Origin of the sequence: Dyella sp. C9 (assembly GCF_003332825.1) — a bacterium.
Lineage (GTDB): Bacteria > Pseudomonadota > Gammaproteobacteria > Xanthomonadales > Rhodanobacteraceae > Dyella.
The window spans coordinates 115,458-140,693 of sequence record NZ_QIRF01000004.1 but is presented as its reverse complement, the minus strand read 5'-3'; the positions used below and the strand labels follow the sequence as shown (position 1 = coordinate 140,693).

Below are 25,236 nucleotides of genomic sequence, written 5' to 3'. Positions count from 1 at the left end.
CGACCCGCGCCGCGCCTGCCAATGCATGCGCGGCGCCTGCTTCAAGCACCCTTCCTCCCGAAGAAGCGTTTCAACGCCACCGACAACCAGCCTCCTTCGCTGGTATCGCTGGTGAGCTTCAGCATGTTGCGCCTTACGGACTCCACGTAGGCACGATCATCGTTGCGGATATGCTGGAACAGCCAGCGCGACAACATGCTTTTCAGCTCATCGGCCACGTCCTCTCCTTCCGCGAAGCGCAGCTGATACTGCCGGATGCGCGCCGCAAAGATGTCATGCAGGCGTTTGTGGGGACGCCCGAACTCGTAGCCCGCGTCCTCCATCAGCGCCTCTTCGAAGGTGAAGTGGGACAAGGTGTAGTCCACCAGCTCCTCCAACACCTCGCCGACCGCCCGCCGGTCCTGCCGCTGTTGCGCGTCCGACAAGGCATTGACGATCGCCACGATGCGGCGATGCTGGTTGTCGATCACGTCGATGCCTGTATTCAGATCCTCCTGCCAGACCAGTGCGGTCATTGCGCCCCCCTTTGGCGTTCCATGGCCGCGCAACAGATAGCGTTGTTCCCTGACAGCCGAAATGATCTGCGTCATGGTGAAGGCGCGGTGTGATTAAATGCCGGCGCCGCCTCCCGACAACCCCGGAGTTTCCCCGATGTCGACGCCCGCTCCTGCCCGCCTGTCCTTGGCAGCACTGGGGCGGCTACCGCTGTGGGCGATCGTGATCGGGCTTTCGGCATTGTTTGTGGCCGTGCTGGAGGCGCTGCACCTTTCCGCTGCGCTGTTGATCGGTCCGATGGCCGCAGCCATCGTGGTGGCAGCCATGGAGGGCGAGCTGGCCATGGGGCCGCTACCGTTCATGGGCGCGCAGGCGCTGGTGGGCTGCATGATCGCGCGCAGCTTCAGCCCGGCACTGCTGCATGAGGCGATGCGGGAGTGGCCGTTGTTCCTCGGCGCGGTGACCTCGGTGATTGCAGTGAGCGTGGCGCTCGGCTGGCTGTTGGCGCGACGCCGCGTGCTTCCCGGCACCACCGCCATCTGGGGCTCGTTTCCCGGCGCCGCCACAGCCATGGCGCTGATGGCCGAAGCGTTCGGCGCCGACGTGCGGCTGGTCGCATTCATGCAATACCTGCGCGTGCTGCTGGTGGCGGTGGTGGCCTCCACCGTGGCCCGCATCTCCCTGGGGCATGGCCACGCGCCGGTCACCGACTGGCTGGGCCCGGTGGCGCTCGCACCGTTCGCGGCGACGCTGGCGCTGGCCTTTGCCGGCGCAGCCGTCGGGCACTGGCTGCGTATTCCCGCAGGGCCCCTTTTGCTGCCTTTGGCGTTGGGGGCACTGGCGCAGAACATGGGATGGCTGGTGGTGACCTTGCCGCCCTGGCTGCTCGCGATCAGCTATGCGGTGATCGGTTGGAGCATCGGCCAGCGCTTCACGCGTGACATCCTGGCCTACGCGCTCCACGCGATGCCGCGACTGATGGGCGCCATCGTGGCACTGATCGCCGCCTGCGCACTGCTTTCGATCGGCCTGATGGCGGTGAGTGGCGTGGATGCGCTGACGGCCTACCTGGCCATGAGTCCGGGCGGCGCCGATTCGGTGGCGATCATTGCCTCGTCCAGCAAGGTGGACCTGCCCTTCGTGATGGCCATGCAGAGCGCGCGTTTCCTGCTGGTGGTGCTCGCGGGACCCAGCATCGCGCGCTGGGTGGCGGCACGGGCGCAGCCCCCCGTGCCGGAGTCCACCGAGACCTAGTGCGCCGCGCCGAAGAAGCGCCGCAGCGAACGCGCCAGCCAGCCGCCACCACTGCCGTCGTCGTGCGCCACGTCCTGCATATGGCGACGCACCGACTCGACGATCGCCTTGTCGTCGTTGCGGATATGGTTGAACAGCCAGTGCGAGAGCGTGTGCATCAACTCGTGGCCGATATCCTCGCCGGCACGAAAGCGCAGGCGGTATTCGGACACGCGCTTGACGAACACCTCGTGCACCCGCTTGTGCGCGCGGGTGAACTCGTAACCGGCATCCTCCATCAGCGATTCTTCAAAGGTGAAGTGCGATAGCGTGTAGTCGACCAGTTCATCGAGGATGTCGTTGAGTTCCTGTCGATCGCGATGGTCCATCGCATCGTGGAGGTGGTTGATCATCTCCACGATGCGACGATGCTGGTTATCGATGACCTTGATGCCGGTGTTGAGGTCGTCTTGCCAGGTCATGTAGGGCACGTCGCACCCTCCCTTGTGCGTGAGTCTGTCCATTGGCGGCCAATCCGACGGCGGAGCAATTGACTTACGTCAAGGACGACGGAAACGAAACGCGTATCGCGACACTAGGCCGCATTCATCGGCCGCCCGGGGCGTCCCTGCCCCGAAGCGGCCAGCCGCGTCAGCGTTCCTGCGCGGGCGTGCCAAGGTTGATGAAGGGCATCGCACCACCGGCGGTGTAGGTGGGCAGGCGACCATCCCACTTCTCGATCGCGGACATCTGCACCACGTTCGGGTTCTGGCGCAGCGCCTCGCCCTTCAACGAGATAGCCTTGGCTTCCGCCTCGGCGATGGTGAGCTGGGCCTGCGCGCGGCCCTGTGCCTCGGCCTCGACCTTCTCGGCCTCCGCCTTGGCCTGCGCCACTTCGTTCTGCCGCTGCTCGGCCATCTGCGTGGCCTGGATCTTGGCGTTGATCGACTGCACCACGTTGTCCGGCAGGCGCAGCTCGCCGATCCAGTAGATCTTCTCCACCGCAATGCCGACCGGCGCCACTTCGTCGCTCACGTCACGCTGCACGGCCTCGATGAGGTTGGCCTTGCCCTTGCCGTACACCGACTCGATATCCAGGCTGGCGGCCTCCTTCACCAGGGCGTCGCGGATCATGTTGCGCAGGTACACATCGGTGATCTCGTCGATGCCCTTGCGGTACTTCTGGAAGATCAGCGTCACCTTGGACGGCTCGATGTGATAGGTGATGCCGACATCGGCGTTGACGGTCAGGCCCTGCGAGGTCTGGAAGCTGATCGACTCGTCCACCGGACGGCCTTCCATGCTGGAGCGGGTGAAGGTGTAGGTCTGGGTGAAGGTGGGGAAGGTGTACATCTCGTAGCCCCAGCCCACCCAGTAGCGGCCGGGCGGCAGCTCTTGCAGCGAGCCCTTGTCGTCGCCGTACATCTGGAACTTCACGCCGACATTGCCTGCCGGGACCTTGGAACAACCCGCCAGCAACAGGACCGAAAGCGACAGCGACAAGCTCAGTACGCGTTTCATGACTTGGTCATTCCTTGTGAGTGAAACCATGGCGCAGCAGCACGATGCCCCACGCCACCAGCAAGACCAGCAAGGCAAGGCCCGCCAGCACCGCCACGGTGCTGACTGCCGAAATCAGTGCCGGCCCGACAAAACCGACGTACAGCAGCAGGCAGACGACGAACGGCCACAGCCGATGCGCCAGCCAGTCGACGAGCGTCTTCATGGATTCCCCTTGATATGGACGGATGGTCCCGTGCGTTTGGACGTCCATCGGCAGGCCGGTCCCCGCGATGCGACGGCGCGCCGCCATCGGCCCCGACGGAGTGGGCGCGTCGAAAGTGCGCTAAGCCGCCGGAGCGGTCTTCGGCCCGTGATGTCCGAAGCGGTCAGCGAAGCGAATCTGGATGGTCTTCATATGAGCGCACTCCGATGCGCGCCGTGGGATGACGACGGCGCGCAGTCTACTCCGCTTTTTGTGCAACGCAACAAGGCGCCACCCTGCCGCCCGACCTATTGACTACATGTGTAGTCACGGGATAGGTTGACTACACGTGTAGTCACTAGGACCGTGAAGATGGGCAAGCCTTCCATCGGGGACCAGGAGCTGGCGCTCCTGCAGTACCTGGCCGAACACAACCATGCCTCTGTCGGCGAGGTCGCCGCGGACTTCGGCGAAGCCCGCGGCCTGGCTCGCTCCACCGTGCTGACCATGATGGAACGCCTGCGCGGCAAGGCCTACCTGCGCCGCCGCCAGGTGGATGGCGTCTATCGCTACAGCCCGGCCACCGGCCCGGGTGAAGTGATGCGCAGTGCCGTGGGCCAGTTCGTCGAGAGGACGCTGAGCGGATCGGTTTCGCCGTTCGTGGCCTGGATGTCCGAACGCGCCGAAGTGAGCGACACCGAACTCGCCGAGCTCGAAGCACTGGTCGCGCAACTGCAATCGCGACGCAAGGAGACCTGAGATGAACCTCGTCATATCGCTTGCCGAGCAGGTGGTCAGCCGCCTGGCATGGACGTCGCTGCAGGCGGCGCTGCTGGTCGGCGCCGTGTGGCTGTTGTGCCGCCAGCTGCCGCGCCTGAGCTCGGCCACGCGCTCGATGCTGTGGTGGCTGCTGGGTGCGCAATTGCTGATCGGACTGGCGGCACCGATGCCGGTCTCGCTGCCGTTGCTGAGTCCGGCGACGGCGGCCCCCCATGCGGATGCACCTGCCACTCCGGTGTACGCCGGACCCAGCGAGCATCGCATCAATGCGTTTGCCCAGCCATCCCAAAGTGCCGACAGCGGCAGTACCGCCACGCCGGCAATGGTCGACGCGGCACCACCAGCATCCGCACCGTGGCATTGGCAGACCGTCGTGCTCGCGCTGTGGCTGGCCGGGGTGCTGGTGCAACTGGTGGTGGCGATCCGCCATTGGCTCGAGGCCCGCGAGGTGGTGTGGAACTCCTGGCCGCTGCGCGACCCCGCGCTGCAGGCAGCTTGTGCTGCGCAGGCCAGCGCGATGGGCCTGCGCCGCTGCCCGGCGTTGCGCATGTCCGACGCCATCCATTCGCCGCAGGTGAGCGGCTGGCTGCGCCCGGTGGTATTGCTGCCCGTGCAGCAGCGCCTGACCCACGAAGAAACTTCGCTGGCGCTGGCCCATGAACTGACCCATGTGCACCGTGGCGACCTCTGGATGGGCTGGGTGCCTGCGATCGCGCAGCGCCTGTTCTTCTTCCATCCGCTGGTGGGCTGGGCGATGCGCGAGTACGCCCTGAATCGCGAGGCGGCCTGTGATGCCCAGGTCGTGCAGCAACATGACGCCACGCCCCAGGACTACGGCCGGCTGCTGTTGCGCCTTGGCGTGGCGCACCCGCTGCATGCGGGCCTGGCCGGCGCCTCGCCGACCTTCCTCAACCTCAAGCGCCGCTTGAACCTCCTGCAGCATGCGAGCGACGCCACCTCGCGCGTGCGCAGCTGGCTGCTGGTCGCCGTGCTTGCGGCGGTGGGCGTGTTGCCGTATCGCGTGACCGAGGCTGCTCCCGATCAAGCGGGCACCCCGCCGGCACCGGTGCCCGCGCCGGTTGCCGCCGCCTCCAGCGCCACGCCGGCCGCTGCGGCCCGGCCTGCGACTGCGGCACGGGCTGCGTCCCCGCAGGCGATACCGGCAACATCCACCACGCCCCGTGTTCCGCCGGTACCACCGGCGCCGCCCGTACCCAAGGCCCTGCCGGCACCGCCCGCACCACCCGCTCCTCCGGCACCGCACACCGATGGCCTTGCCGCACACCATGTGCACATCGACACAAGCAACGACGCACGCTATGGATTCGTGCTGCTGGACAACGACACCATCACGGTCAATGGCAGCGACACCGACCTGCAGGCGGCGCAGAGGTTGAGCGGGCACGGCGAGCCGCTGGTGCTGTTCCGCCGGCAGGACCAGACCTACGTGATCCACGATCCCGCCATGGTGGCGCGTGCCAGCGCCGCGTATGCACCGGTCACCGAGCTGGCCAAGGAGCAAGGCAAGCTCGGCGGCGAACAAGGTCGCCTGGGTGGCGAACAGGGCGGCATAGGCGCACGCATGGGTGCCCTGGGCATGCGCGAAGCTGCGCTCGCCCAGCGTGAGGCAGCGGTCGCTGTCCGCGAGGCTCGTGGCCAGCCTGACGAGCGATCGACCGGCGAGCGCGCCGGCATCCAGGCCGAACGCGCAGAGATCCAACGCGAACGCGACCAGCTCGAACAGCAGCAGGAAGCCCTCGGCAAGCAGCAGGAAGCCCTGGGCAAGCAGCAGGAAGCGCTTGGCCACCGCCAGGAGCAGGTCTCCGCCCAGGCAGCCCTGCAGATGAACCGCGTGCTCGACGACGCCCTGGCCAAGGGCCTGGCCCAGCCGCTCAACGCGCGTTGATCCCGGCCGCGCCGCCCTGACAGGCGGCGCGGTGATTCCGCCATGAACAATATCGCCTGATGGCCCCGGCACTTGCCGGGGCACGGTGGCCTGCACGCCGAAGAAAACGCACATTGCCCGGGAGATCGAGATGTTCCGCTATTACGCGACCATCGCTGCGCACCACCTGCGCCGCAACAAGGCGCTGGGCGTGCTGATGGTGCTGGTGATCGGCCTGGGCATCGGCGCCAGCATGACCATGATCACCGTGTTCCATGTGCTGTCGGGCGACCCGCTGCCGGATCGCAGCGCGCAGCTTTTCGTCCCGCAGATCGACCCCCGCCCGCTGGATCACGGAAGGCCGAGCGCCCCATCTACCGACGGCAACTTCACCTGGCCCGACGCGATGAACCTGTTGCACGCGGCACGCGCCGACCGCCAGGCGGCGATGACCGGCGGGGCGGTACCTGTGCGTCCCGTGCAGGGCGATGGCCTGCCCTTCTATGAAACCGGCCGCTACACCACGGCCGACTTCTTCGCGATGTTCGGCGCGCCTTTCCTCAGCGGAACAGGATGGACCGCGCAGGACGACGAGCGGCACGCCCGCGTGGTGGTGCTCAACCGCACGCTGAGCCGCAAACTGTTCGGCGAGGCACCGGCGGTCGGCCGCACGGTACGGCTGAAGGACAGCGACTTCCGCGTGGTCGGCGTGCTCGACGACTGGCAGCCGCAACCGCAGTTCTACGCACAGATCGACAAGCGCTCCTTCGGCCGCAGCGACCAGTTCTTCCTGCCGCTGCAGACCGCGCTCGATCTCAAGCTGGATTTCGTCGGCAGCCTCTCGTGCTGGGGCAATGGCGGCGATGCACGCACCAGCGACCAATGCACCTGGCTGCAGTTCTGGGTGGAGCTGGACAGTGCCGCCAAGGCCGACGCGTATCGCGAGTTCCTCTCGGGCTACTGGCGCGAACAGCAGGCGCACGGGCGCCTGCTGCGCAAGGCGGATCCGCACCTGTACGGCCTGATGGCCTGGTTGATCCGCCAGCACGTGATTCCCGACGACCTTCGCCTGCAGCTGTCGCTGTCGATGGGGTTCCTGCTGGTGTGCATGCTCAACGTGATGGGCTTGCTGCTGGCCACGTTCCTGCGCCGCGGCGGCGAGATCAGCGTGCGCCGCGCGCTGGGTGCGCGTCGACGCGACATCTTCCTGCAGCTGGGCGTGGAGTCGTCGGTGATCGGCCTGGCCGGCGGCCTGCTTGGCCTGCTGGTGGCGCTGCTGGGCTTGTGGAGCGTACGCCAGCGACCCGATGGCTACGCGCAACTCGCACACATGGACGCGGGCATGTTGCTGGCCACGTTTGCACTCGCCGTGCTGGCCGGCGTGCTCGCCGGCCTGTTGCCCGCGTGGCGCGCGTGCCGGATCGCGCCCGCCCTGCAACTCAAGACGCAATGAGGATCGCCATGCCGCACTCTCCCCTGCTGGCCAGCCTCGGCCGCCACAAGCTTCCCGTGTTGCTGATGGTGATGCAGGTGGCGCTCACCTGCGCGATCGTGTGCAACGTGGCCGCCATCCTCGGCCATCGCATCAGCCAGCTGGGCTTGCCCAGCGGCGTGGCCGAAAACGAACTGGTGATGCTGGAGAGCATCAGCATCGACGCGGGCACGGACACGCTCGCGCGCCACCAGGCCGATCTGGCCGCGCTGCGCGAGCTGCCCGGCGTGCGCTCCGCCATGGCGGTGGATGCGCTGCCCTTCAGCGGCAACAACTGGAGCAACGGCATCGCCCTGACGCCTGGCGGCGATGCGCAGGTCACCGCATCGGCATACACCGGCACGCAGGGCGAACTGGACACGCTGGGCCTGCACCTGGTCGCGGGACGCGACTTCCTGCCCGAGGAATACCTGCCGGAAGGCAGCGCCCAGGACTGGGCCGGCATCAACCACGTGCCCTCCACCATCGTGACGCGCGCGCTGGCCAACCAGCTCTTCCCCGGCCAGGACCCGCTGGGCAAGGTGATCTACCCGGGCGATGGCCCGGTGCGCATCGTCGGCGTCGTCGACCACCTGCTGCGCCCCGTGCTGGACGAATCCGCCGGCAACGAATACGCCACGCTGTTGCCGATGTTGCCGGACGGCGGCAACGTGCTCTATGTGATGCGCACGACGCCGCAGCAGCGCGAACAGGTATTGCAACGCGCCATGGCCCGGCTCGCCCAACTGGACGGCAACCGTGTGCTGAGGCGGCCACAGACCTTTGCGCAGCTGCGCGAGGACTACTTCCGGCGCGACCGCACCATGATCGGCCTGCTGCTGGCCGCGGCCGGCGCGTTGTTGCTGGTCACCGCCGCAGGCATCGCCGGGCTGGCGAGCTTCTGGGTGCAGCAGCGGCGGCGTTCGATTGGCATCCGGCGCGCGGTGGGCGCCACGCGACGGGACATCCTGCGCTACGTGCAGGTGGAGAACTTCCTCATCGTGAGCGGCGGCATCGCGCTCGGCGTGACGCTGGCCTATGCGCTCAACGTATTGCTGATGCAGCACTACGCGCTGCAACGGTTGCCGCTGATGTACGTGCCGGCCGGTGCGTTGGCGCTGTGGCTGCTGGGACAGCTGGCGGTGCTGGGGCCGGCGCGCAAGGCCGCATCGGTGCCGCCGGTGGTCGCCACGCGCTCGGGCTGATGGGTAGTGGTGAGGGCGGGTACTTGCGGAAAGGCATCAACAGGGCCCGCCTCGAACCGGCTTTCCGCGGGATCGCCCCCTCACCCCAACCCTCTCCCCGGAGGGGAGAGGAAGCAGGGCAAGGCTCAATCCTTCGGCGGCCTCATCGTGTACTCCTTCGGCGGCGTGTCACCGGCGAGGTTGCGCACGAAGTAGTCCCAACGCTTGCGCATCATGTAGTTGCTGGCCGCACCGTAGCCGTGGTGCGCGTTGGGAATCATCAGCAGATCGAAGTCCTTGTTGGCCTTGATCAGCGCATCGACCACCAGCAGGGTTTCGTACGGCGGCACGTTGTCGTCCATGGTGCCGTGTGCGAGCAGCAGGTGACCCTTCAGGCCGGACGCATGGTTCTGGTTGGCCTGGTCGTCGTAGTTGCTCTTGCCGTCCTTGTCGGTGACTTCCAGGCCCTGCCACTTCTCCGCCCAGTCGTCCTCGTAGTTGCGGTTGTCGTGGTTGCCGCTTTCGGCGATGCCCACCTTGAACAGGTCGGCATGCCGGAACATCGCGGTCACCGTGGCGTTGCCGCCGCCGGAATGACCCCAGATGCCCACGCGATCCATGTCGATCCACGGATAGCGCTTGCCCAGCTCCTCCAGGCCTGCCACCTGATCCGGCAGGGTGTTGTCGCCGATGTTGCCGTAGTAGGCGTCATGGAAGGCCTTGGAACGCCACGGCGTGCCCATGCCGTCGATCGCCACGACGATGAAGCCAAGCTCGGCCAGCGCCTGGTGGTCGACGCGCGCGGCACTGAAGCTGCGCGAGCCCACCGAACCGGTCTGCGGGCCGGGGTAGATGTAGTCGATGACCGGGTACTTCTTCGACGGGTCGAAGTGGGTAGGCTTGAACATCAGGCCGTAGAGATCGGTCTTGCCGTCGCGGGCCTTCACGGTGAACGGCTCGGGCGCCTTCCAGCCGGTGGCGACCAGGCGCGAGATGTCGGCCTTGGCGATGGTGCCCAGCACGTGGCCGTCGTCGGCGCTGCGCAGCACGGTCACCGACGGGGTGGTCGGCGTGGAGAAGGCATCGGCAAACAGACGTCCATCCGGGGACAGGCTGATGGTGTGGTCGGCCGGTTCCGGCGCCAGCAGGGTCGGTGCGCCGCCATCGAGGCTCACCTTGTAGAACTGCTGGTAGTACGGGTCGACGCCGTGCTCGCGGCCGACGCCGCGGAACCACAGCGTGCGCGACTTGGCATCCACCTTGAGCACCTCGGTGACATTGCCTTCGCCACTGGTGATGGCGTGCTTGAGCTTGCCGCTGTCGAGGTCGTACAGGTACAGGTTGCCCCAGTTGTTGCGCTCGCTGAACCACACCACCTCGTGGCTGGCCGGCAGGTACTGCCAGTTGACCTTGCCGTTGCCGCTCTCGTAGTAGGTGGGCACGCTCTCGTCGAACACGGTGCGCACTTCGCCACTGTGCACGTCGGCCACGCGGAACCAGGCCTGCTTGTGGTCGCGCGAGGACGACACGAAGGCCAGCGAGCTGGCATCGGGCGCCCACTGCACGTCGTCCCAGCCGCCGTCGCGGCCGCAGCTGACGTCGTCGCACAAGGTGGAACGGTGCTGGTCTGGCGCCATCTTCAGGCGCAGCACCTTGTGGCTGTCGACGTCGACGATGACGCGCTCGATCATCGTCACGTCCTTGTCGCCGGCCAGCGGATACTTCCACTTCTCCACCTTCGGGTGGCCGACGTTGGTACCGACGATGACCATGTCGCCGGTCTTGCGCTGGTCCTGCTGGAAGGTGGCGATCTGCTTCGAATCGGGCGACCACACCAGGATCGCCTTGTTGGAGTGCTTCCAGCCGGCGTTGTCAGTGGCGTAACCGTAGTTCTCGACACCGTCGAGGGTGAGCTGGGTTTCCTTGCCGGTGGCCACGTCGCGCACCCACAGGTTCCAGTCGCGCACGAACGCTTCGCTGTGCTTGTCCGGCGACAGCACGCCCGGCTCATGGCCCACGCTCTCGTCGCTTTCGTCCTTGCCGGCCGTGCAGGCGCCGAGCTTGGCGTCGCACAGGTAGTGCTTGCCCTTCAGGGTGAGGTCGAGGCGACCATCGCCGGCCACGGTGAAGCCCGAGATGCCCAGCTTGGTGGCGTTGACTGGCTTGCCCAGCACCTTGCCGAGCGCCGCGGCCAGGCGCTTGTGGTCGAACGCGGGCGTGGCCTTGCCGGTGGCGGTGTCGTAGCGCAGGTACTGGTCGCCATTGGCGTCGTGGTCGCGATACCAGAAGTGGGTGTCGTCCAGCCAGGTCACGCTGCCCACGGCGTGATCCACCAGCGGCGTGGTGTTGTAGCCCACGTAGCGTTCGGCCCTGGCGTAGTCGTCGTCGGTAAGGGTCCGGCCCTGCGCGGCCACAGCCGCCGACAGCGCACTCATTGCCAGTACGCCCGCCAGGCGCACCCCGTGCTTCTTCGAAACCATGTGTTCTCCCCGGATCAGCTGCAGTTGCGGGCACCCGGATGGGTGCGGTGCTCAACCTTTCATCCTACTGTCGCCGTGCAGGGGGCACCCCTGCCATTGGTCCCGTGCGCGGCAGCATGTCGCCGTGTACTAGGCGAACTTCAGCAGGCACACGCCCAGGGTGATCAGCACCAGGCCCACCCAGCCCGCGCGGTGCAGGCGTTCGCCGAACAGGGTGATGCCAAGCACGGTGGTGGCGATCAGGCCCACGCCACCCCATACGCCGTAGGCCACCGACAGCTGGATGCCCTTGATCGCATAGCTGAGCGCGGTGAAGGCAGCCAGTGCGCAGACGATGGCGGCGATCGCGGGTCGCTTGTGCGCAAAGCCGTGCGAGCGTTTCATCAGCACGTTGGCGGCGATCTCCAGCACGATCGCGATGGACAGGTAGAGCAGGTGGATCGGCTCGAAATCAGGCAGCACGGTCGGACTCCACCGCCACGGGTGCTTCGTCGGTGCCGCGCTCGAGCAGGATGATGCCGGCGATGATCAGCGCGATGGCGGCCAGCTTGGCCGGCTTGAGGTCCTCGGCGAACAGCCAGGCGCTGCACAGGGTGATCAGCACCAGGCCCAGGCTTTCCCAGGCGCCGTAGGCCACGGCCAGCGGGATGCGCTTCACCGCCAGCGCCAGGCAGGTGTAGGACAGCACCAGCATCACGTACATCACGCCCAGCCCCAGCGCATGGGAAGCATGGTGCGTGCCGTATTTCATCGCCAACGTGCCAGCGACTTCGGTGACAATAGCGGCTGCCATGAAGAGCCAGTAGCGCATGCTGTTCTCCTTGCCTCTTGCATCGCTGCCCCATCCTACCCGTCTCCCCTGCGATACCGCCATGAATCAGACCGCCGCACCCGCCGACCATCCCCAGCTGCCCGAGGCACGCTTGCTGGAGATGGTCTTTCCCGATCACACCAACCATCTGGGCACCTTGTTCGGCGGCCAGGCACTGGCCTGGATGGACAAGGCCGCCTTCATCGTCGCCTCGCGCCATGCACGCCGCACCGTGGTTACTGCCCGTTCGGAAGAGGTGAATTTCCGCGTGCCGGTGCGCAAGGGCCAGCTGGCCGAACTGGTGGCGCGCATCGTGCGCGTCGGCCACAGCTCGATGACGGTGGAAGTGGAGCTGACCGCTGAAGATCCGCTCACCGGCGATCGCCGCGTGTGCACCACCGGCCGTTTCGTGATGGTGGCGCTGGATTCCAACGGCGCACCCGCCACCGTGCCGCCGCTGCCGGAAGGTGCCTCGGCTTGACGCCCGGGCGGGGCGACCAGCACGCTCCGGGTGGTACACCGTCCCCCGGAGAAACGCATGGCGCCCCGCTTCACCGTGATTGGCAGTTATGTCTCGCCCTACGTACGCAAGGTACTGGCCTGCCTGGAACTGAAAGGCCAGGCCTACGAGATCGACCCGATTCCACCCTTCGTCGGCGATGAGCGCTTCACCGCGCTAAGCCCGCTGCGCCGCGTGCCGGTGCTGATCGACGGTGACCTGGTGCTCACCGATTCCTCGGTGATCTGCCAGTACCTGGAAGACCGCTTCGCCACGCCCTCGCTCTACCCCGCGGACATTGCTGCGCGGGCCAAGGCGCGCTGGCTGGAGGAATACTGCGACACGCACCTGGCCTCGCTGCTGTTGTGGAAGCTGTTCTACCAGAAGGTGATCCGCCGCCATTTCTTCGGCGAGGAACCCGACGAAGCCTTGATGGCGCACGCGCGCGAGGTGGAGATTCCCGCCGCGCTGGATTACCTCGAAAGCCAGCTGCCGGCCGAAGGTTACGCCTTCGGTGAACTGTCGATCGCCGACATCAGCCTCGCCAGCTATTTCCGTACCGCGGCCTTCGTGCGCTATGCCATCGACGCGACGCGCTGGCCGCGCACCGCGGCGCTGGTTCACAAGGTTCAGGCCCTGCCGCCGTTCCAGCGGCTGGCACAGCTGGAGGACGCTATCTTGCGCGTTCCGCCGCAAGACCAGCGTGCCGTGCTGGCCACTGCCGGCGTGCCACTGACGGCGACGACCATGGGCACGCAGGCGCCACGCAAGGGCTCGGCAAGAGTGGAGTGAGGCGGCGCGGCGCGTGCGCTCAGCGCAGGTGCAGCCAGTGCAGGTGGACGCCGTTCTCGCGGTCTTCGGCACGGAAACCCTCGCGCCCCTCGGCCACGATGCCCCACACGCTGCGCAGGCTCACGCCGCGTGGTTCGTCCACGCGCACCTGTTCGCCCAACGGGATCGGAAAGCGTGTCTCGACCATCATCACCTGGTCGCGCTCCCAGATCAGCAGCGCACTTTGCCCGGTGGTGGCACCCCAGCCCAGGTGGATCTGCACGTCCTTGGGGGTGTAGGTGCCGCGGTTGTCCAACTTCCAGTGCTCCGATTTGCGCAGCAGCGCCTGCAGGTGCGGATCGCTCCAGTCCACGTGGCTTCCCTTGGAATGAGGCTTGTGAGCGGTCATGCGGATAACAACTTCCCGACGGGCTGTATCGTCGGCCTGCGCGCAGGCCGAACCGGCACGCAGTCCATGCGGGACGGAGTGCGCGCTGTCCCTTGTATCGACCGATGCGGCGCCGACTTGAGCCCGAATCAGGGACGGGTCTTCAACGGGTGGTCGATGCCACCCACGGTGCGCAGCATCAGCTGCCGGGCAAAGGCGAGATGGCCGGCCACCGGTACGACTTCGTCACGGAACCAGCGCAGCCAGGGCGGCCGGCCATGCATCAGGCGGGTGATGATGCCGATCCGGCGCACCACGTCCTTGTGTATCGCATGACGCAGCACGTGATAGTCCTGCAGGCGCTCCGGTTGACCGGCCAACGCTTCGGCGGCGCAGTCGGCATAGACGTATGCATCCTCGATGCCCAGGTTCATGCCGCGTGCACCGAGCGGTGAGTGGATGTGCGCGGCATCGCCACCCAGGGCCACGCGTCCGACACCCGCCTGTGCGGCCACCCGGTGCCCGATGTGGAACTGCGATTGCCAGGTCACCGTGCCCACGTTGCCGATACGGCGCAGCGCCCCCAGCGGGTCGACCCCATTGCCGATCACGCGCCACTGCTTGCCGTGCAGGCGCAGCACGAACACAAAGCCATCGGGCTCGAACAGGATGTGCGCGCGCTGCGGGTCCAGCGACGTCTGCATGTCCAGGTCCCACAGGTGCCATGGCTCGGGCAGGCTGCTGCCGGTGAAAGCCAGGCCCAACGCCTGGCGCACCGTGCTGCGCGCGCCGTCCGCACCAAACAGCAACGGACTGGATACCTGCTCCTGCAGGCCATCGGCGTGGAGCAATGTCGATTGCACGCCGCCGTCGCCCTGGCTCAGCCCGATGAGGGCCACGCCCCGCTCCACGCCCACGCCCTCGGCACGCAGGGCCTCGGCCAGCAGCGCCTCGGTCCGCGCCTGCGGCAGCACCGTCATGGCGTGCTGCGCACCGAGCACGGCGGGCAGGTCGAAGGCGAGCACCACGCGGTCGTGCTCGTGCAGGCTGGCGCCCTGCACGGCCCAGCCCTCGGTGACGATGCGCTCGGATACACCCGTGTCGTCCAGCACCTCCAGCGTGCGGCTGTTCACCGCCAGCGCCCTGGAGTTGGGCGAGGGCTGCGCAGCCTGATCGATGATGCGCACCGGCACGCCGCGACGCGCAAGAAATAGCGCTGCGGCCAATCCGGTGGGGCCGGCGCCGGCAATCAGCACCGCGGGCTCGCTAGACACCATGACGTATTCGCTCGGGCAGGCCAGGAACCGGGAGTCTGACCCGCGGGCACGTTGCGCTGGCGTCAACGCCGGGTGTGGTTCCGCGCCCCGACTGCAACGATACTGCGCCGACCATCCACGGAGGCCGTCCCATGCGCGCGTTGCCCATCGTGTTTGCCCTGTGCCTTGCCCTGCCCTGCCTCGCCGATACCGCAGCGCCTGCGGAAACGCTGGCCATCCCGCCGGCCAATGCGCAGCAGTTCACCATCCTCTCCAGCGCCGGCAAGCACGGCACCTCGTCGCGATGGACTGCCGCCGACGGCGCCCACATGGGGCGCGAAAGCATGCTGCTGCGCGGCTTCGTCACCGAGGTCGACAGCCGCGCCACGCTCGGCCCTGACGGACTGATCCGGCAGCTGGTGATCCGCGGCCACACGCCCAACGGTGACGCGGCCGAAAGCTTCTCGGTCAGCGGCGGCACCACGCACTGGAAGAGCCCGGTCGACGCCGGTTCGGCGCCTTTCGGCAGCGGCGCCGAATACGTGGCCTTCGGCGGCCCGTTCGAACTGTATGCCGAGCTGGTCGAAAAACTGCTGGCCACGCCGGACCATTCCCTCGCCCTGCTGCCCGGCGGCAAGGCGCACGCCGCGCCGCTCACCACCGCCACGGTGGGCGAAGGCGCGGCGCAACGGCAACTGACCGCCTATGCCATCACCGGCCTCAACAACACGCCGATCCCGGTATGGGTGGACGGTTCCGGCCATTTCTTCGCCTATGTGGGCGACATGTCATGGATTCCGGCGGGCTATGAATTCGCCGTGCCAGCGCTGGAAAAGGCGCAGTCCACCGCCATGGCGCAGCACGCCCGCGAGATCGTGCCGCGACTGCTCAAGACGCCCGCTGGCCCGGTGGCCTTCACCCATGTGCGCGCCTTCGTCGACGGCACGCGCTTCGTCGACGACCAGACCGTGGTGGTGGACAAGGGCGTGATCACCCAGGTCGGCCCCGCCGCCAAGGTCACCGTGCCGGCCCACGCGCAGGTCTTCGACGGCCAGGGCAAGACCCTGGTGCCCGGCCTGTGGGATTCACACCAGCATGTCGCCGATGACAGCAGCGGGCCGATGCTGCTGTCGCTGGGCATCACCTCGGTGCGCGACCCGGGCAACATCAACGAACGCACGCTCTCGCGCGCCGAACGGCGGGCCAAGGGCGAGCTGTTGATGCCGCGCGTGTATCCCTCGCTGCTGATCGACGGCAAGGGACCCAACACGGCGCAGGGCGCCAGCGTCGCCACCACGCAGCAGCAAGCCATCGCCTTCGTGCACCAGGCCAAGGACCAGGGCTTCGATGCGATCAAGATCTATGGCAGCTTCAATCCCGCCTGGGTCAAACCCACCGCGGCCGAGGCGCATGCGCTGGGCCTGCACGTGCACGGCCACCTGCCGGCCGGCATGCGCACCAGCCAGGCCATTGCCGATGGCTACGACGAAATCACCCACATCTACTTCGTGATGATGGAGGCGATGCCCGATGCCGTGGTCGATCACTCCAACGGCATGGCCCGCTTCGAGGGGCCGGGGCGCTATGCCAAGGATGTCGATCTCGACAAGGATCCGATGAAGTCGCTGATCGCCACCATGGCCAGCCGCAAGATCACCTCCGATCCCACCCTGGTGGTGACGGAGATCCTGTACGTGCCCGAGAACGGCGATCTCTCGCCGGCCTATGCGCCATTCATGGGCAGCTTGCCGCCGGCGGTGGAGCGCAGCTTCCGCCAGGGCGGCCTCGCCGTGCCCAAGGACCTCACCCGCGCCGACTACCGCGCCAGCTTCGCCAAGCTGCAGGCGCTGGTGGGCGCCATGCACAAGGCGGGCGTGCCGATCGTGGCCGGCACCGACGGCAGCGGGCTGGAGCTGGTGCGCGAGCTGGAGCTGTACGTGCAGGCCGGCTTCACCAATGCCGAGGCACTGGCCAGCGCCACCATCGCCACCGCGCACCTGGTGGGCGCCGACCAGCGCACCGGCAGCATCCACGTGGGCAAGGCCGCCGACCTGGTGCTGGTGGACGGCAACCCCGCGGTGAACATCGGCGACCTGCGCCATACCGATGTGGTGATGATGGACGGCAAGCTCATGGATGCGAACGCACTGCGCACCGAGGGCGGCATCAGCCGGCAACCGGCATACCGGGAGTGACCGCGACGACTGGCCCCTCTCCCTTGGGGGAGAGGGGTTGGTGTGAGGGTGCGGTGCCTGCCCCCCACGGAAGTGCCGCCTAGGTCATCTTCCCCAGCAACTCGGCGACCCAGTCGATAAACACGCGCAATCGCAACGGCAATTGCCGTTGCGACTGGTACAGCACGCTCACCGGCAGTGGTGGTGGCGGCGTGGCCGGCAGCAAGGCCACCAGTTCACCGCTACGCAGCTGCTCGACCAGGCGGTAACGCGGAAACTGGGCAATCCCCAATCCCGCCTCGCAGCTGGCGTGGTAAGCGTCAACACCACTGACGGTCACCAGGGACGGCAAGGCGATCTCACGCAGCTTGCGTCCCACACGGAACTCCAGCGGGGTCAGGCGCCGCGTGGTGGGTGACGCCCAGTTCACTGCCATGTGCCCGGTCTGTAGGTCGGCCAGGGTTTGCGGGTGACCATGACGACGCAGGTAATCGGCGCTTGCCACGGTGATCTGTTCCAGCATGGCGACCCGCCGCCCTACCATGGTGGAGTCGGCCAGATCGCCGACCCGCAACACGCAGTCCACGCCCTCCTGTACCAAGTCGACGAAACGGTCGCTGGTGCCGATGTCCAACTCGATCTGGGGGTAGCGTGCGAAGAACGCCGGCAAGGCCGGAATCAGCACATACCGGGCGAGCGACGACGCCAGATCGATGCGCAACTTACCCTTGGGCACTACGGCAGCTTCGCGAAAATCCGCCTCCACCGCATCCAGGTCGGCCAGCAGCCGCACGCAGTGGTTGTAGTAGACCTCGCCATCCCGGGTGGGGCGAACGCGACGCGTGGTCCGCTGCAGCAGGTGCGCTCCCACGTACTCCTCCAACCGCTTGATGGTGTGGGTAAGCGTGGCGCGCGGCAGACTGAGGTCATCGGCGGCGCGCGTGAAACTGCCCAGCTCGACGATCCGGGTAAACACCCGCATGGCTTGCAGTCGGTCCATGGCGATTGTTGGCCGTTTTGCTAACAGACATGGCGATTATTGAGCATTTATCGCCAGGCCGACATGCCCAAGAATGCCTGCCTCCGGTTCCCCACCCTGTGCAAGGACACTCCGATGCAGATGCGCCAGCTTGGCAAGCAAGGTCCGTTCGTTTCCGCCCTCGGCCTCGGCTGCATGGGCATGAGCGATTTCTACGGCGGCCGCGACGACGCCGAATCCGTCGCCACCATCCACCGCGCGCTGGAGCGGGGTGTCAACCTGCTCGACACCGCCGACATGTACGGCCCGCACACCAACGAAGTGCTGGTGGGCAAGGCCATCCGTGATCGTCGCGAGCAGGCGTTCATCGCCACCAAGTTCGGCATCGTGCGCGACCCCAACGACCCGGCGCGGCGCGGCATCAACGGCAGCCCCGAATACGTGCGTGCCTCCTGCGAGGGCAGCCTCAAACGACTGGGATTGGACCATATCGACCTGTACTACCAGCACCGCGTGGACCCCAACGTGCCGATCGAGGAGACCGTGGGCGCGATGGCCGAATTGGTGAAGGCCGGCAAGGTGCGCTACCTGGGCCTCTCCGAAGCCTCGGGCGGCACGCTGGAGCGCGCGGCCAAGGTGCATCCGATCAGCGCCTTGCAGGTGGAGTTCTCGTTGTGGACGCGCGATCCCGAACAGAACGGCATGCTCGACGCCTGCCGCCGGCTCGGCACCAGCCTGGTGGCCTACTCCCCGCTGGGGCGTGGCTTCCTCACCGGCGCATTCGCCAGCCCCGAAGACTTCGACGCCGATGACTACCGTCGCCACAGCCCACGCTTCCAGGGCGAGAACTTCATCCGCAACCTGCAATTGGTGGACAAGGTGAAGACCATTGCCGCGGACAAGGGCTGCACGCCCGCACAACTGGCATTGGCCTGGGTACTGGCCCAGGGCAAGGACGTGGTGGCGATTCCCGGTACCAAGCGCCGCGATCGGCTCGAGGAAAACCTCGGCGCATTGCACGTCAACCTCAACGACAGCGAGCTTGCCGCCATCGACGCGGTGTTTCCGCTCGATGTCGCCAACGGCATGCGCTATCCGGAAGCCGGCATGCATCTGGTCAACGTCTGAGCACGGCCGTCGCGCCGATTCACGCAGCCCGCCCTGGGCTCACGGGCCGTGCACACGGCCCCTGGCTTCCAGTCACAACGGGAGCTGGAATTTCGTGAGCCCGTGGGCGGTTTTCGTCAATTCCTTGTGTACGCCGACAAGTTTCGAGGCTCGACCCTACCAACTGGGTAGTCTTTCACTGACATCGTAATTTGGGCCACTCCAGCAACCTATGCCGGTCGGCGGGCACTCTGTACCGCTCGACGCCCCGGGCCAGACACCCCCCTTGCTCTGGCCCATTGGCCCCCGAAAGGGGGCCTCTTTGCTTTTGGCGTAGGCCGATCCCCGGATGCCCTTGGCCTTGAGTCTCCGCGACAATGGCTCCATACAGGGAGACTTCGGGATTTCACGCACCGCCATGCAATACGAGGCAGTGACACGACTGCAGTTGTCACAGGTAGAGACGCTGGTCTTCGCCGGCGGGGGTAACCGTTGCTGGTGGCAGGCCGGTGTAGTGAACCACTGGATGGCCAACGGCTGGCGCCTGCCGCCCACCTTGGTGGGCACCAGCGCCGGTGCCGCAGTGGCGGCCGCTGCACTCACCAGCGGGGGGCTCAAGCGCGCCTTCGATGCCTGCGGGCAACTATTCCGCGACAACCCCCGCGTAGTGGAACGACGCGGGCTGCTGCCGCGCCATTGGCGTTTCGCCCACGACTGGCTGTACCCCGCGTGGCTCGCCTCGTTCGTCAACGAGAACACCTTCCAGAACCTCAGCGAATCGCCACAGCGGCTGTTGATCTCGCTGACGCGGCCAGCACGCCGGCTCGGGCTCGGCGGTTCGGTGGTGGCGGGTACGCTGGCCTACCTGGTGGACAAGTTCGTATGGAACCGACTGCATCCGGGCTTGCCGCGCATGCTCGGGCTGCGCCAGGAATTCCTCGACCTGCACGCGTGCAGCACGCTGGCCGAAGCGCAGACCCTGCTGCTTGCGGCCGCGGCCGCGCCACCGATGATGCGTGCGCAACAGGTGGCCGGCGCGCTGGCCATCGATGGCGGCTATCTCGACAGCGTGCCGGTGCTGCCGGAGGACGAAGCCGATCCCGCCGGCACGCTGGTGCTGCTGACGCGGCACTATCCGCGGATGCCGATGCTGTTCCGCTATCAGGGCCGGCACTATCTGCAGCCGAGCCAGCGCGTACCGGTATCCACCTGGGATTGCACGGCGCGCACCGACATCCAGGCTGCGCTCGCGCTCGGCAAGCGCGACGTGGCCACGGTGATGGAACACGCGCTGGTCACCACCGACTGAACCGCACCGCGCCCGGAAAGGTGACCATTCCCGGGCGCATGCCACGTTCGCATCAACTGCCAGCCTTTGCACTGGCCTCGCGCAGCTTCTGCGCACATTCCTCGCAGCACACTTCCACCACGCGATGGCCGATGGTGACCTCGATGGCATGGTCATCCAGCGGGTAATCACATACGGCGCAGGTCTTCTCGCTCACGGCACATCTCCGTTGATCGCCTCCAGTTGGGCAACATCAAGCAGACCACGGCGACTGCCGCCGGCGCTGTCGAGATCTTTAGCGACCTAAGCCTGGGTGACTCGGCGGAATTCGGTGGGCGAGCGCCCGTAGGCACGATGGAACGCGTGGCTGAAATGACTGTGGCTGGAGAAGCCCAGTTCCGTGGCCAGCGCCGAGAGATCCTCGTGCTGCGCCAGCAGGTCCAGTGCGCGGGCCAGGCGAAGCTGCAACTGGTATTGGTAGAGCGGCAAACCCTCCACCTGCTTGAACACCTGGGTGAGATAGACCGGCGAGCAGCCGATGGCGCGACCGATCTCGGCCAGCGTCCAGCGCCGCGAGAGGTCGCTGGACAGCAGCAGCTTCACACGATCGGCCAACCGGCGGCGACCGTGGCTGGCCGCGGAGTCACGCGTGCTGCGCGGCCCCAGGCTGCGGCCGACCAGGGTAAGCGTCAGCGCCTCGGCTTCCAGCGGCTCGATGCTGCCCTGCTCGAGGCTGTGGCGAAGCAGCGCCACCAGCGCCTGCGCACGCGCATCGATACGCATGGATTGCGCGCGGAACGCCACCTCGGGCTCGGTACGCAACAAGCTGTGCGGCGCCAGCTCGGCGAGCAGCGCCGGATCCAGGCTCAGGCTCAGGCAGCTGTCGCCGCCATCCAGTGGATGGCTGACCTGGTAACCCTCCTGCGCATTGAAGAACAGCACGTGGTTGGCATCGGCCACCGCCTGGTCGCGGCCGACATGGCGCAGGTACAGGCCGCGATAGGGAAACACCAGCTGGGTCGCGGACGCGCACTCCTCGTCGCTGCGATGGCGACACGTGCCCGTGCAGTGCACGCTGCGCAGGCCCAGCGTTTCAGTCGACAGCAGGATGCGCGAAGTGAGGATCGACATGGTCCCTGCAGCGGGGCGCCCGCCCCTGGCTTTCCAAGGCGATGGCCAGCTTAGCAGTGCGCCGGAGCAGCGTCCCGTGAACCGCATGCGGCCGCTAAAGATTCTGACAGCGCCCCCGGAGCGGCCATGGTCTGCTGTACCTGCCCCCTGCCTTCCAGGAGAAACAGCCATGAACCGCGAGCAGATTCAGCGCGCCGAGCGCTTCCACCAGATGCACAGCGGACCCGAACCACTGGTATTGCCCAATGCATGGGATGCCGCCAGTGCGCGCGTCATCGAGGCCGCTGGCGCCGAAGCCATCGGCACCACCAGCGCCGGCATGGCATGGTCGGCGGGCTATCCCGACGGCGAGCAGTTGCCGGTGCGGGAACTCATCGATGCCTGCGCACGCATCGCACGCGTGGTCTCCGCGCCGCTGACGGTCGACATCGAACGCGGTTTCGGCGCGACGTCGCGCGACACCGCAGTGCTGGTCGAGGCATTGATGGACTTGGGCGTGGTGGGCATCAACATCGAGGACGGCACCGATCCCGCCACGGGACATCTTGCCGACCCGGCCATCCTGGCCGAACGCATCGCCTGCATTCGCGCCGTCGCATCGAATCGTGGCCTGCCGCTGTTCGTCAACGCGCGCATCGACACCTATGTCGGCACCGACCCCGCTCCCGGCTCGCGCCTGGAGCGCACGCGGCAGCGCGCACTTAGCTACATCGATGCCGGCGCCGATGGCATCTTCGTGCCCGGCCTTGCCGACCGGAAGGACGTGGCCTCGCTGGTACGCGCGCTACCGGTACCCTTCAATGCCTATGCGGGCTATCCCGGCGCGCCGTCGGTCGCGGCATGGGCCGAGGCCGGTGCGCGACGGATCAGCCTGGGCTGCGGACCCATGCAGGCCATGCTGGCCCAGCTTGGCCGCCTTGCCACCGAGGCATTGGTCGACGGCCGCTACGACGCCATGGGCTCCCACATGCTGAGCGTGTCCGAAGCCAATGGTCTGTTTCCACTCCGTGCCGCGCACGCCGCACGAGCGGCCTAGCGCGTCGTGAGCGACTGTGGCCAGGCCTCGCGCTCCTGCGTGGACCATGCCGGGGCCACTGGGTTTCCCGTGGTCGCGCATGCAATGGCGGCATCCAGCACGGCCATCACGCTCACCGCCTGCCAGGGTGTCACCGGGTTGACGCCCTGTCCGGTGAGTGCTTCGTACAAGGCCTCGTAATAGCGCCGTTGGTCACCACGGGGCGTGGCGATCATCACCGGATGGTCGCTACCGTCATGAAGCTGCATGGCGTCCGCATCGACTCCCCAGCCGTCGGCGCCCGGATGCAGTCCAGCCAGCAGCTGCGCTTCCTGGCGATCGGGCAGCGCCTTCACCAGGCTGCCACCCGTGCCATGCAGCACGAAGCGCGGACTGCCACCGGCCACCAGCATGCTGGCGTGCAGGATCACGCGGCGCGCGCCGTACTCAAGCACCACGTGCGCCCAATCGGTGACTTCGCCATGCACGCGCTGCACCGCCATGCTGGCCAACACGCGCTGTGGCAGGCCAAACAACAGCAGGGCCTGGTCCACCAGGTGCGGGCCGAGGTCATACCACAGGCCGCTGCCGGCACCGCGCTGTTCGCGCCAGCGTGCGCGCACCTGCGGGCGGAAACGATCGATGTGCGATTCGAAGTGCATCACCTCGCCCAGCAGGCCCTGCTCCAGCACCTGCTTCACGCCGAGGAAATCGCTGTCCCAGCGGCGATTCTGGAACACCGACAACACGCGCCCCTGCCGTTGGGCCAGCACGGCCAGGGCACGCGCCTCGGTAGCGTCCAGGGCGAACGGCTTGTCGACCACCACGTGCTTGCCGGTCTCGAGTGCAGCACGTGCCAGCGGCGCGTGGGTGTCGTTGGGCGAGGCAATGACCACCAGCGATATGCGTGGATCATGGAGGGCCGACTGCACATCCGCGACGACTTCGACGTCCGGCAGGTCGGCATGCACCTTGGCCGCATCGCGCGAGGCCACCAGCGCCAGTTCGAGGCCTGCCACGCTGCGGATCAGCGGGGCATGGAACGTCTTGCCGGCGTAACCGTAGCCGATCAGGGCCACGCGCATCGGCGCAGTGGAGGGCTTGCTGGGCATGGCGTACACGTATCGACGGGCCGTCCATGGTACGCCATGCCCCGCGCCGGGCTTCGCATGGCTGTAACGCCGGCGCGCGCACTATGCGGCGGCACCCCGAGCGCAGGAGCACGTCGCCATGTCCAGCCGTTACCTCGCCGCCTTCGCCATGGCTGCTGCCATCGGCTTCAGCCTGGCTGCCAGCGCGCAGGATGCCGCCCCGAGCGGACCACAGCCCAAGCGCACCATCCTAGACACCCATGACCAGAGCGGCGTGCCGGACAAACAGATCGTGCTCGGCACCGCGGAGATCCCCGCGGGTACGGCGGTGGGCTGGCACATGCATGACGGCGATGAGTCGGGTTATGTGCTCAAGGGCAACCTGATCCTCAAAACGCGCGGCAAGCCCGACCAGGTGCTAAAGGCGGGCGATCACTTCTTCAACCCACGCGGTGCCGTGCACAGCCTGGCTGCCGCGCCGGGCAGCGACGGCGGCGTGGCGTTGTCCACCTGGATCGTCGACAAGGGCAAGCCGCTGGCCGAACCGGTGAAGTGATAGCTAGGGTAGCGGACAACGCGACAGCGGCAGCCAGAGGGTGTGCGATGCATGGTCGTAGACCAGCCGGTAGCGACCAAGCAGGTCGGCGCCAAGGATCATCGCCGGCTTGCCGCCGAAATCCTGGGTGAGCACCGGCAGGTCGATCACCTGCGCGTTGGCATCCATGAAGGTGAGGCCGGCCACCCCCACCTCACCGATGGGTCCGGTGCGCGGCACCAGCTCGTGCTGCGAGGTGCCGTAGATCGGATCATCGTCACGAAACGAGGACGAGGCCGGATCGAGGCCCGCGCCCTTGGCGAATGCGGTGGTCAAGCGCGTGCGCCGTGAACCGGTGTCGACCACCGCCACGCCGGCGTAGCCGTTGACCGTCACCGGCACCGTGAGCAGGGTGGTGCCGGGATCGATGCCGGCGTGGATGGCCTGCGCATGAGGGCCGACGATCTGCTCGATTGGCGTGCTACGCGGATACAGCTCGACCCGGTGGCAGGGAAAATCGAACACGGCCAGCGCCTGATCCATGAAATCGTTGCCGAGCACGCCGGCCTGGATTCCCGCGTCGTGCCGATTCGGAAGGCCAAACGCCTCGACGTTGCGCAGATGCATGCCGGCAAGCGAGAGGTCGCCCACGCGATACATGTCGACCCGCGCCGAGCCGGTCTGGCCGGACAGGTCCTGCCCGTGGCCAGCCAACTTCTTTAGCTGCATCTGCTCGGCAAACCACGCGTACACGGCCGAGCCGTCGGCACCGCTGTCGAGAATGAAGGGAAAGGGTCCCTTGCCGTCCACGTACACGGGCACGGTGTCGTGTCCGTCGCCCGCGGCGGTCATGGGCACCGGCGAACCGGGCGGGAGTTCGTTGGCATTCGCACTGGCACCGGGCGTGAAAACGACTGACAGCATCCAGGCGAGCGCAAGGGCGCGAAGACGGATCATG

General features: G+C 67.1%; 26 protein-coding genes. 12 read left to right on the top strand and 14 right to left on the bottom strand.

All coding sequences use genetic code 11. The features are described 5' to 3' along the window. Positions 1–41: 41 nt before the first annotated feature. Entirely contained in the window at positions 42–515 is a 474-nt protein-coding gene (locus DVU99_RS07540; protein ID WP_114239600.1) for a bacteriohemerythrin, read from the bottom strand. 136 nt (positions 516–651) lie between these two features. Here DVU99_RS07540 and DVU99_RS07535 point away from each other — a divergent pair, with 136 nt between their 5' ends. After that, complete coding sequence (locus DVU99_RS07535; protein WP_114239599.1) at positions 652–1,749, top strand: AbrB family transcriptional regulator; 1,098 nt, start codon at positions 652–654, stop codon at positions 1,747–1,749. Here DVU99_RS07535 and DVU99_RS07530 read toward each other — a convergent pair. The 3 genes from DVU99_RS07530 to DVU99_RS07520 form a co-directional block, all read right to left on the bottom strand. Next, the gene (locus DVU99_RS07530) at positions 1,746–2,219 is read right to left on the bottom strand and encodes a bacteriohemerythrin (protein WP_114239598.1); all 474 of its coding nucleotides are present in this window, start codon (positions 2,217–2,219) and stop codon (positions 1,746–1,748) included. The genes DVU99_RS07535 and DVU99_RS07530 overlap by 4 nt on opposite strands. 160 nt (positions 2,220–2,379) lie before the next feature. Further along, positions 2,380–3,249: an SPFH domain-containing protein gene (locus DVU99_RS07525; protein ID WP_114239597.1), complete on the bottom strand. Its 870-nt coding sequence runs from the start codon at positions 3,247–3,249 to the stop codon at positions 2,380–2,382. A 7-nt stretch (positions 3,250–3,256) separates the two neighbouring features. Further along, positions 3,257–3,454, bottom strand: a complete 198-nt coding sequence (locus DVU99_RS07520; protein WP_114239596.1) for a hypothetical protein — start codon at positions 3,452–3,454, stop codon at positions 3,257–3,259. Between the two features lie 351 nt (positions 3,455–3,805). Here DVU99_RS07520 and DVU99_RS07515 point away from each other — a divergent pair, with 351 nt between their 5' ends. The 4 genes from DVU99_RS07515 (at position 3,806) to DVU99_RS07500 (ending at position 8,774) form a co-directional block, all read left to right on the top strand. After that, positions 3,806–4,192: a BlaI/MecI/CopY family transcriptional regulator gene (locus tag DVU99_RS07515; RefSeq protein WP_114239595.1), complete on the top strand. Its 387-nt coding sequence runs from the start codon at positions 3,806–3,808 to the stop codon at positions 4,190–4,192. A gap of 1 nt (position 4,193) precedes the next feature. After that, complete coding sequence (locus DVU99_RS07510) at positions 4,194–6,119, top strand: M56 family metallopeptidase (protein ID WP_114239594.1); 1,926 nt, start codon at positions 4,194–4,196, stop codon at positions 6,117–6,119. Between the two features lie 130 nt (positions 6,120–6,249). Further along, complete coding sequence (locus DVU99_RS07505; protein WP_114239756.1) at positions 6,250–7,551, top strand: ABC transporter permease; 1,302 nt, start codon at positions 6,250–6,252, stop codon at positions 7,549–7,551. A gap of 8 nt (positions 7,552–7,559) precedes the next feature. After that, positions 7,560–8,774 (top strand): ABC transporter permease, encoded by a 1,215-nt coding sequence (locus DVU99_RS07500; RefSeq protein WP_114239593.1) that lies wholly within the window; start codon positions 7,560–7,562, stop codon positions 8,772–8,774. A gap of 125 nt (positions 8,775–8,899) precedes the next feature. On the opposite strand, the gene DVU99_RS07495 is transcribed toward DVU99_RS07500, so the two are convergent. The 3 genes from DVU99_RS07495 to DVU99_RS07485 form a co-directional block, all read right to left on the bottom strand. Then, on the bottom strand, positions 8,900–11,233 hold the full coding sequence (locus DVU99_RS07495; RefSeq protein ID WP_114239592.1) for a S9 family peptidase: 2,334 nt from the start codon (positions 11,231–11,233) through the stop codon (positions 8,900–8,902). A gap of 129 nt (positions 11,234–11,362) precedes the next feature. Further along, entirely contained in the window at positions 11,363–11,695 is a 333-nt protein-coding gene (mdtI, locus tag DVU99_RS07490; protein WP_304529404.1) for a multidrug/spermidine efflux SMR transporter subunit MdtI, read from the bottom strand. Next, positions 11,685–12,044, bottom strand: coding sequence for an SMR family transporter (locus DVU99_RS07485; RefSeq protein WP_114239591.1), 360 nt, complete (start codon positions 12,042–12,044; stop codon positions 11,685–11,687). The genes mdtI and DVU99_RS07485 overlap by 11 nt, the downstream gene beginning before the upstream one ends. A 61-nt stretch (positions 12,045–12,105) precedes the next feature. Between DVU99_RS07485 and DVU99_RS07480 the strand changes: the two genes are divergently transcribed. Together DVU99_RS07480 and DVU99_RS07475 are read left to right on the top strand one after the other, a co-directional pair. Next, positions 12,106–12,525: an acyl-CoA thioesterase gene (locus DVU99_RS07480; RefSeq protein WP_114239590.1), complete on the top strand. Its 420-nt coding sequence runs from the start codon at positions 12,106–12,108 to the stop codon at positions 12,523–12,525. Between the two features lie 57 nt (positions 12,526–12,582). Then, positions 12,583–13,335: a glutathione S-transferase family protein gene (locus DVU99_RS07475; protein ID WP_114239589.1), complete on the top strand. Its 753-nt coding sequence runs from the start codon at positions 12,583–12,585 to the stop codon at positions 13,333–13,335. 19 nt (positions 13,336–13,354) lie between these two features. Here DVU99_RS07475 and DVU99_RS07470 read toward each other — a convergent pair whose 3' ends face one another. Together DVU99_RS07470 and DVU99_RS07465 are read right to left on the bottom strand one after the other, a co-directional pair. Next, positions 13,355–13,723 (bottom strand): hypothetical protein, encoded by a 369-nt coding sequence (locus tag DVU99_RS07470; RefSeq protein ID WP_114239588.1) that lies wholly within the window; start codon positions 13,721–13,723, stop codon positions 13,355–13,357. Between the two features lie 128 nt (positions 13,724–13,851). Then, a complete protein-coding gene (locus tag DVU99_RS07465) occupies positions 13,852–14,979 on the bottom strand; it encodes an NAD(P)/FAD-dependent oxidoreductase (protein WP_114239587.1) in 1,128 nt (375 codons plus the stop codon). Positions 14,980–15,110: 131 nt separating this feature from the next. Here DVU99_RS07465 and DVU99_RS07460 point away from each other — a divergent pair, with 131 nt between their 5' ends. Continuing rightward, a complete protein-coding gene (locus tag DVU99_RS07460) occupies positions 15,111–17,153 on the top strand; it encodes an amidohydrolase family protein (RefSeq protein ID WP_114239586.1) in 2,043 nt (680 codons plus the stop codon). Positions 17,154–17,232: 79 nt separating this feature from the next. On the opposite strand, the gene DVU99_RS07455 is transcribed toward DVU99_RS07460, so the two are convergent. Continuing rightward, complete coding sequence (locus tag DVU99_RS07455) at positions 17,233–18,132, bottom strand: LysR family transcriptional regulator (protein ID WP_114239585.1); 900 nt, start codon at positions 18,130–18,132, stop codon at positions 17,233–17,235. 114 nt (positions 18,133–18,246) lie between these two features. On the opposite strand from DVU99_RS07455, the gene DVU99_RS07450 reads away from it, so the two are divergent. Together DVU99_RS07450 and DVU99_RS07445 are read left to right on the top strand one after the other, a co-directional pair. Continuing rightward, positions 18,247–19,239 (top strand): aldo/keto reductase, encoded by a 993-nt coding sequence (locus DVU99_RS07450; RefSeq protein ID WP_114239584.1) that lies wholly within the window; start codon positions 18,247–18,249, stop codon positions 19,237–19,239. Positions 19,240–19,636: 397 nt separating this feature from the next. After that, positions 19,637–20,527 carry a patatin-like phospholipase family protein gene (locus DVU99_RS07445; RefSeq protein ID WP_198670227.1) on the top strand — a complete coding sequence of 297 codons (891 nt, stop codon included), beginning with the start codon at positions 19,637–19,639 and terminating at the stop codon, positions 20,525–20,527. A 52-nt stretch (positions 20,528–20,579) separates the two neighbouring features. Here DVU99_RS07445 and DVU99_RS19925 read toward each other — a convergent pair whose 3' ends face one another. Then, a complete protein-coding gene (locus DVU99_RS19925; RefSeq protein WP_198670226.1) occupies positions 20,580–20,723 on the bottom strand; it encodes a hypothetical protein in 144 nt (47 codons plus the stop codon). Between the two features lie 86 nt (positions 20,724–20,809). Next, on the bottom strand, positions 20,810–21,637 hold the full coding sequence (locus DVU99_RS07440; RefSeq protein ID WP_114239583.1) for an AraC family transcriptional regulator: 828 nt from the start codon (positions 21,635–21,637) through the stop codon (positions 20,810–20,812). Positions 21,638–21,806: 169 nt separating this feature from the next. On the opposite strand from DVU99_RS07440, the gene DVU99_RS07435 reads away from it, so the two are divergent. Then, positions 21,807–22,673: an isocitrate lyase/phosphoenolpyruvate mutase family protein gene (locus tag DVU99_RS07435; RefSeq protein WP_114239582.1), complete on the top strand. Its 867-nt coding sequence runs from the start codon at positions 21,807–21,809 to the stop codon at positions 22,671–22,673. On the opposite strand, the gene DVU99_RS07430 is transcribed toward DVU99_RS07435, so the two are convergent. Continuing rightward, positions 22,670–23,764 (bottom strand): oxidoreductase, encoded by a 1,095-nt coding sequence (locus DVU99_RS07430; RefSeq protein ID WP_232823499.1) that lies wholly within the window; start codon positions 23,762–23,764, stop codon positions 22,670–22,672. The two genes, DVU99_RS07435 and DVU99_RS07430, sit on opposite strands and share 4 nt — an antisense overlap. A gap of 118 nt (positions 23,765–23,882) precedes the next feature. Here DVU99_RS07430 and DVU99_RS07425 point away from each other — a divergent pair, with 118 nt between their 5' ends. Continuing rightward, the gene (locus DVU99_RS07425) at positions 23,883–24,299 is read left to right on the top strand and encodes a cupin domain-containing protein (protein ID WP_114239581.1); all 417 of its coding nucleotides are present in this window, start codon (positions 23,883–23,885) and stop codon (positions 24,297–24,299) included. Positions 24,300–24,302: 3 nt separating this feature from the next. On the opposite strand, the gene DVU99_RS07420 is transcribed toward DVU99_RS07425, so the two are convergent. Beyond that, positions 24,303–25,235, bottom strand: coding sequence for a retroviral-like aspartic protease family protein (locus tag DVU99_RS07420; RefSeq protein WP_114239580.1), 933 nt, complete (start codon positions 25,233–25,235; stop codon positions 24,303–24,305). Position 25,236 lies beyond the last annotated feature (1 nt).